Source organism: Nostocoides australiense Ben110 (assembly GCF_001050535.1).
GTDB classification, from domain to species: domain Bacteria; phylum Actinomycetota; class Actinomycetes; order Actinomycetales; family Dermatophilaceae; genus Nostocoides_A; species Nostocoides_A australiense.
On record NZ_HG764815.1, the window covers coordinates 2,813,933 to 2,817,755 of the forward strand.

A 3,823-nucleotide genomic window follows, 5' to 3' on the forward strand; every position below is an offset into this window, starting at 1 on the left:
GATCGCCAACCGGCTGTTGCGCCGCGTGCGCGACTGGGCGCAGGTGCACGGCAGCGGCCGGGTCGACCTGGCGGCCACGCGTGCGGCGCTCGAGCTCTTCGACGTCGACGAGCAGGGCCTCGACCGCTTGGACCGGGCAGTGCTGGACGCGCTGTGCCGCAAGTATGGCGGCGGTCCCGTCGGCATCTCCACGCTCGCCGTCGCGGTGGGGGAGGAGACCGACACGGTCGAGACGGTGGCGGAGCCCTATCTGGTGCGGCAGGGCTTCATCCTGCGCACCGCCCGGGGGCGGGCCGCCAGCGCTCTCGCCTGGAGCCACCTCGGCCTCACCGCGCCCCCCGGCGCCGGCCCTGGCGTCCCAGGTCAGGCCACGCTGCCGCTCGACGAGCCCTCCGCGGGCCGCTTCGACTAGCCGGCGGAACGCGCCGAGCGGGTCGCGCGTTTGGGCCGACAGCGAGGACGTCTCGTAGACTCCCTCGGTGGCCCCGATGGGCCAACGATCTTGCACGCCCACGAAGGACAACTCTCGATGCTTACGGGCCTGGCGACCGCCACTCAGGGCCAGGGACTCGGAATCGGCAATCTGCTGATCCTGTTGCTGCCCCTGATCCTCCTTGCTTTCCTCATGATGCAGCAGCGCAAGCGAGTGCGTCAGGTCAGCGACCTCCAAACCTCGCTGCAGGTCGGTGAGGAAGTGGTCACCACCTCCGGGATGTATGGCCGGATCGTCGCGTTCGAGGACCCCGCGGTGGTTCTCGAGGTGTCGCCCGGTGTCCGGTTGCGGTTCGATCGCCGCGCCATCGGGGCGCGCGCGCCACAGGCGAGCGGCCCGCTCACCCCGGGTTCGGACGCCCCCGAACACCCCTCCCCCAACGACGGACCGGTGAGCAACTGATGGCGCGCCAACAGAGCAAACCCGACACCGAGAAGCGCACTCTCCTCGGTTTCTTCGCCCTGGTCCTCGCCCTTGCCGCGCTGCTCGGCGGGGCGCACATCTGGGGCACCGCGGCGCTCAACCCCAAGCTCGGCCTCGACCTCAAGGGCGGCACCCAACTGGTGCTGAGCCCGCGGCTCGCCGACGGGCAGACCGTCACCAGCGACCAGGTCGCCCAGGCCCGCGACATCATTGCCGAGCGCGTCGACTCTCAGGGAGTGAGCGGCGCCGAGGTGACCACGCAGGGCGAGAACAATATCGTCGTCTCGATCCCGGAGAACCCGAGCCGGCAGCAGGAGGACAACCTGCGCCGCTCTTCGGCCCTCCAGTTCCGTCCCGTGTTGCAGGCCCAGTACACCGCGACGACGCCGCAGCCCTCCGCCACCGTCGGCTCCAACGAAACGGCGACGGGTTCGGCTACGTCGTCGGGCAGCGCGACCGGCAGCGCCTCGGGATCGGCCACCTCGAGGTCGTCGTCCAGCAACAGCTCGGCCGCGGACGACGCGACCTCGCGCTCCACCCAGACGACGGCGTCCCGCTCGAAGCGCGCCGCCACCTCGACCTCGTCAGCATCGGCCTCCGGTTCGGCCAGCGAGTCCGCCAGCGAATCCGCCTCAGACAGCGGGTCGGCGTCGGAAAGCGAGTCAGGCAGCGGGTCGGCGACGAGCAGCGAGTCGCCTACCCCGTCCGGCAAACCCACCAGCGCCACCGACCTCGCCTGGATCACGCCCGAGCTGACCAAACAGTTCGACGAACTCGACTGCAGCAAGCCCGGCGTCCTGGACAACCTCGTGGACGACGCGACCAAGCCGATGGTGACCTGTTCCACCGACGGGTTGGAGAAGTTTATTCTCGGCCCGGTCGTCGTGGGGGGCAAGGACATCTCCAACGCGGTCGCCGGCTACCAGCTCGCCCCGAACGGCCAGATGACCAACACCGTCGAGATCCAGCTCACCTTCGACTCCGCCGCGGCCAAGAAGTACGGCGAGCTGTCGATCGAGATGCTGGCTCTCCCGAGCCCGCAGAACCGGCTCGCCTCGACCCTCGACTCCCGCGTCATCGTGGCTCCGCAGTTCAACGAGGCCATCCCGGGCGGGCAGGCCTCGATCACCGGTGGCTTCACATTCGAGCAGGCGCAAGACCTGGCCAAGCAGTTGAAGTTCGGTGCCTTGCCGATCTCCTTCGATCTCGAGACCCGCAGCCAGATCAGCCCCACCCTCGGTGAGGAGCAACTGCGGCTCGGTCTGATCGCCGGGCTCATCGGTCTGGGCCTGGTCGTGCTCTATTCGCTGTTCCAGTACCACGCCCTCGGCCTCGTCACCGTCGCCTCCATCTTCGTGGCTGCGCTGCTGACCTACCTCGTCATCACGATCCTCGGCTGGGCCCAGAACTACCGCCTCGACATGGCCGGCGTGACGGGTCTGATCGTCGCCATCGGTGTCACCGCCGACTCGTTCATCGTCTACTTCGAACGCATCCGGGACGAGGTGCGAGAGGGCCGCACACTGCGTACGGCGGTCGATACCGGCTGGAAGCGTGCGCGCCGCACCATCCTGGCCGCCGACGGCGTCAACTTCCTCGGGGCGCTCGTCCTCTATCTGCTGGCCAGTTCCAGCGTCCGCGGGTTCGCCTTCACACTCGGCCTGACGACCCTCATCGACATCCTCGTGGTGTTCATGTTCACCCACCCCCTGGTCGCATTGCTCGCCCGCCGCAAGTTCTTTGCCGAAGGCCACAAGGCGTCGGGGCTGGACCCCGAGCGGCTGGGTGCGAAGGTGCGGTATGTCGGCCGGGGCCAGTTCGCTGGTCCCCGCACCGCCACCCGCTCCGCCGTGACCACCCCGACCGCCGCGTCCGAAGGGAGCCGGGCATGAGCAAGTTCGCCCAGTTCGGAAACGACCTCTACACCGGCAAGCGGTCCATCGACTTCATCGGCCGGCGCCGCACGTGGTATCTCATCTCCGCCATCGGCATGGTCCTCGCGCTCGCCGGTCTCGGCCTGCGCGGGCTGAACCTCGGCATCGAATTCACCGGCGGCTCGGAGTTCCGGGTCTCGCAGGTCGCCATCGCCTCCGACTACGAACAGCAAGCCCAAGAGGCGGTCCACTCGGTCCGTCCCGGGCAGGGGGTCGGGGTCACCAAGCTCGGCAGCGACACGGTGCGGGTGCAGACCGACAAGCTCGACGACGCCCAGAGCAATGCGGTCCGAGACGCCTTGGCCAGGTCCTTCGGCACCTCCAGCGACAAGGTCTCGGCCAACTTCATCGGCCCCTCGTGGGGGGAGTCGGTCAGCAAGCAGGCCCTCAAGGCCCTCTTCGTCTTCCTCGGGCTCGTCATGCTGGTCATGGCGTTGTACTTCCGCACCTGGAAGATGGCACTGGCTGCGCTCGTCGCCTTGCTGCACGACATGCTCTTCACCGTCGGCATCTATGCCCTCACGGGTGTGGAGGTCTCGCCGGCGACGATGATCGGCTTCCTGACCGTCCTCGGCTACTCGCTCTATGACACGGTCGTCGTCTTCGACAAGGTCCGCGAGAACACCACCGAGGCATTCGCCAACCGCCGCAGCACCTTCGCCGCGGCCGCCAACCTGGCCGTGAACCAGACCCTGGTCCGCTCCATCAACACCACCGTCGTCGCGCTCCTGCCGATCGCCGCCGTGCTCGTGGTCGCCTTCCTCAAGCTCGGCCCGGGCACCCTCCTCGACCTGGCCCTCGCGCTCTTCATCGGTATGGCCGTCGGCGCCTACTCCTCGATCTTCATCGCCACGCCGTTCCTCGTGAGCATGCGCAGCAAGGACCAGGCGGTCCTCGACCTCGACAAGCACGCCGCACGCGTGCAGGCCAGGACCACGCGGGGCACCGACTCCCGCCGCGAAGCTGCACCCGC

At 68.6% G+C, this 3,823-nt stretch carries 4 protein-coding genes; all 4 read left to right on the forward strand.

What is annotated here, in order from left to right:
• Positions 1–412, forward strand: a 412-nt coding sequence (locus tag BN11_RS13550; protein WP_048698481.1) for a Holliday junction DNA helicase RuvB C-terminal domain-containing protein, incomplete at its 5' end; no start/stop codon positions are given.
• A 117-nt stretch (positions 413–529) separates the two neighbouring features.
• The gene (yajC, locus tag BN11_RS13555; protein WP_083433751.1) at positions 530–895 is read left to right on the forward strand and encodes a preprotein translocase subunit YajC; all 366 of its coding nucleotides are present in this window, start codon (positions 530–532) and stop codon (positions 893–895) included.
• Entirely contained in the window at positions 895–2,808 is a 1,914-nt protein-coding gene (gene secD, locus BN11_RS13560; protein ID WP_048698483.1) for a protein translocase subunit SecD, read from the forward strand. The genes yajC and secD overlap by 1 nt, the downstream gene beginning before the upstream one ends.
• A partial coding sequence (gene secF / locus BN11_RS13565; RefSeq protein ID WP_053084106.1) for a protein translocase subunit SecF occupies positions 2,805–3,823 on the forward strand: 1,019 nt, incomplete at its 3' end. The genes secD and secF, both read left to right, overlap by 4 nt.

Bases quoted from the DNA above. Each gene is read 5' to 3' on its own strand.
- yajC (WP_083433751.1), top strand. From the start codon at position 530: ATGCTTACGGGCCTGGCGACCGCCACTCAGGGCCAGGGACTCGGAATC.
- secD (WP_048698483.1), top strand. From the start codon at position 895: ATGGCGCGCCAACAGAGCAAACCCGACACCGAGAAGCGCACTCTCCTC.